Annotated in this window: 4 protein-coding genes; all 4 read left to right on the forward strand. The window is 46.8% G+C overall.

The window, feature by feature from the left end; all coding sequences use genetic code 11:
* Positions 1–193: 193 nt before the first annotated feature.
* The 4 genes from H6S82_RS26085 (at position 194) to nblB (ending at position 3,040) form a co-directional block, all read left to right on the forward strand.
* The gene (locus H6S82_RS26085; RefSeq protein WP_191056945.1) at positions 194–355 is read left to right on the forward strand and encodes a hypothetical protein; all 162 of its coding nucleotides are present in this window, start codon (positions 194–196) and stop codon (positions 353–355) included.
* 237 nt (positions 356–592) lie between these two features.
* Positions 593–1,645 carry a M42 family peptidase gene (locus tag H6S82_RS26090; protein WP_190469702.1) on the forward strand — a complete coding sequence of 351 codons (1,053 nt, stop codon included), beginning with the start codon at positions 593–595 and terminating at the stop codon, positions 1,643–1,645.
* Between the two features lie 123 nt (positions 1,646–1,768).
* Positions 1,769–2,236 carry a CBS domain-containing protein gene (locus H6S82_RS26095; protein WP_190469628.1) on the forward strand — a complete coding sequence of 156 codons (468 nt, stop codon included), beginning with the start codon at positions 1,769–1,771 and terminating at the stop codon, positions 2,234–2,236.
* A gap of 138 nt (positions 2,237–2,374) precedes the next feature.
* On the forward strand, positions 2,375–3,040 hold the full coding sequence (nblB, locus tag H6S82_RS26100; RefSeq protein ID WP_190469624.1) for a phycobilisome degradation protein NblB: 666 nt from the start codon (positions 2,375–2,377) through the stop codon (positions 3,038–3,040).
* Positions 3,041–3,122: the final 82 nt, after the last annotated feature.

Raw genomic sequence — 3,122 nt, forward strand, 5'->3', positions numbered from 1 at the left:
TCTAAACAACCGAAACAATAGCAATATGAAAAATTTTAACCTTTTCTCACTAAAATCTACTCTATTAGGTACAAAATCGTTTGTCTGTCCGATACCGTACAGTAAAAATATAAGTTATTGTTATAATTCATCTCTCTGATGGAAATTCCGAAACCGCCAATTCAAATTGTCTTGATTAAATTACGATCGACTGTTGGACACAATTGAGGAATTGGTGCTGCACCCTTCTCAAGAGCGGTGCAGGAGAGCAGAAATTTCCCACCAGCTTGACTGCAAAGATGGGGGAATGGGGAGATGGGGAGAAAAAACTGATGGATTACTTCTGCTGTCTTCCACTACTTATAAGTATTTTTAGTAACTAGAGTAACTAATTTTTATGTATAAATACTTATAAAATTCCTTGTAACGGTAGCTAAGGACGCGGTATATTTAAAACCCGAACTTTAAAACTGGTTACTTTTTTGACCTACACGGGTACTTTAGATAAGAAAACTTAAAGTCAAAAGTCAAAAGTCAAAAGTCAAAATTCCTCCCTCTCCCTCTCTCTGATAGAAGCTAGAAATCTTCAGTAAAGGTGGAACTGGTAAACCAAATGTCTTTATTAAATAACGATCGACTGTTCGATACAATTGAGGAATTAGTGCTGCACCATTCTCCCAGCGGTGCGGAAGGGGAAATCGATCGCCTGTTGCTCGATCGATTCAAGGCTCTGGGAGTGAAAGCATGGCTGGATGCAGCGGGAAATGCTCTAGCTCTCATTCCCGGTAAAGATTCCACCCGCAGTATCGCCATCACCGCCCATAAAGACGAAATTGGCGCAATTGTCAAGAGTATCGAGCCGTTTGGACGAGTACAAGTACGAAAACTGGGCGGTGCATTTCCTTGGGTTTATGGTGAAGGCGTCGTCGATCTGTTGGGAGATAACCAAATTATCAGCGGCATCTTATCATTCGGATCGCGTCACGTCTCCCACGAATCGCCTCAAAAAGCCCAGCAGGAAGACAAACCGCTACGTTGGGAAGATGCCTGGGTGGAAACCAAATGCAGCACAGCGGAACTGGAAGCAGCTGGCATTCGACCGGGAACTCGCGTAGTCGTAGGCAAACATCGCAAGCGACCGATCCGACTCAAGGATTATATTGCCAGTTACACCTTGGATAATAAAGCTTCGGTAGCAATTTTGTTGGGTCTGGCGGAAACCTTAAAGCAACCGGCTGTGGATACCTATCTGGTAGCTTCGGCAAAAGAAGAAGTGGGTGCCGTAGGCGCTCTCTACTTTACCCAAAATCAGCGCCTGGAAGCATTGATCGCCCTGGAAATCTGTCCTTTGTCGAGCGAATATCCGATTGAAGATGGAGAAGCGCCGGTACTGCTTTCCCAAGATGGCTACGGCATTTACGACGAAAACCTGAACGGGGAGATCCGAAGCGTGGCAAAACGACTAAATATTCCCTTACAACTGGCAACCTTGAGCGGTTTTGGTTCCGATGCCTCAATTGCCATGAAATTCGGTCACGTAGCGCGTGCGGCTTGTTTGAGTTTCCCCACCCAAAATACCCACGGTTACGAGATTGCTCACTTAGGAGCGATCGCCAACTGCATCCGCCTGCTGCAAGCGTACTGCGAAACCGAATTTAGCCAATAGTCAGTTGTCAGTTGTCAGTTACCTAATCACGAATATTAAACAATCCATAAACGCTAACCTTTGGATAGCCATGATTTTCTACAATAGTGAAGCTGGGGAATTAGTCAGAGATAGCAGTAGATCATGCCCAAAACAGTTGCCGATGTGATGAGCCGCGATCCGATTTCAGTGCGGCCAGAAACTCCTCTCAAAGAGGCTATCAAGATTTTGGCAGAACGCCGGATCAGCGGTATGCCAGTGGTGGATGAAAATGGCAAATTAGTGGGCGTAATCTCCGAGAGCGACTTGATGTGGCAGGAAACAGGGGTAACCCCTCCCGCTTACATCATGATTCTCGACACCGTTATTTACTTAGAAAATCCCGCCAAGTACGATCGAGACCTCCACAAAGCCTTGGGGCAAACAGTTGGGGAATTGATGACCAGCGATCCGCTGATTACCGTCCATCCCCACAAATCCTTACGCGAAGCGGCACAATTGATGCACGAACGCAATATTCGCCGTTTGCCTGTGATCGATGATGGCGGTCATGTCGTCGGCATTGTCACCCGTGGCGATATCATTCGAGAGATGGCAGCCACTCAAGACTAATGGCGTTTCCAGGCAGAGCCGTGGAAACGAGGCGAATGGTCAAATCAAATTTAATTCTTTGAAATCTCGAAGAATTAAATTTGCAATCTGCTCTTCTAAAATTTGCAATTCTTTTCACCCAGAAGTGACGACGAAAAAATGACCATTACTCCTGAGTCTGTTCAAAAGTTGTTAAGTTCGGAGGAACTGAGCGATCGCTTGCGAGGCGTTAACCAACTGCGTCAGTTGGAACCTGCGATCGCTTTCAAACTGGTTCAACCAGCTATTAATGACAGCAACGCCCGCGTTCGATATGGTGCAGTCAGCCTCATGGATACTGTGGGCAAGGTAGATTTGCACAAAGCCTTGGAAATTTTGCGCGATCGCCTTCAGCACGACTCGGAAGTAGACGTGCAAGCAGCCGCCGCCGATGCCTTGGGGGCGCTCAAGTTAGAAGAAGCTTTTGAAGACTTGCGGCAAGCCTACCACAACTCTTCTGAATGGCTTCTCCAAGTCAGCATCATCGCTGCTTTGGGAGAAATGGGCGACCCGCGAGGCTTCGATCTGCTACAAGAAGCACTCGATTCCGATATCGATCTGATTAAAACTGCCGCTGTCAGTTCTCTGGGAGAATTGGGCGATTTACGTGCAGTTCCTCTTTTGGCAACTTTCACCACCTATCCAGATTGGCAACTGCGCTACCGAGTTGTCCAAGCTCTCAATCACTTAGGTAGTCCAGAAGCTCTTGCGATTCTGGAAACAATGACTGACGATGAGGTAGAGCAGGTAGCTCAAGAAGCGAGAAACTGTTTGCCCTTGGCCTAACGACAGGTTTTATACCTATTCTTCCTCTGTTTCCTTTCCCCTCTCTGCTTTTTTCCCGGTCACCGTAGGTCTTCTGATTAGC

This window comes from Planktothrix sp. FACHB-1355, from assembly GCF_014748295.1.
Taxonomy (GTDB): domain Bacteria; phylum Cyanobacteriota; class Cyanobacteriia; order Cyanobacteriales; family Aerosakkonemataceae; genus Aerosakkonema; species Aerosakkonema funiforme_A.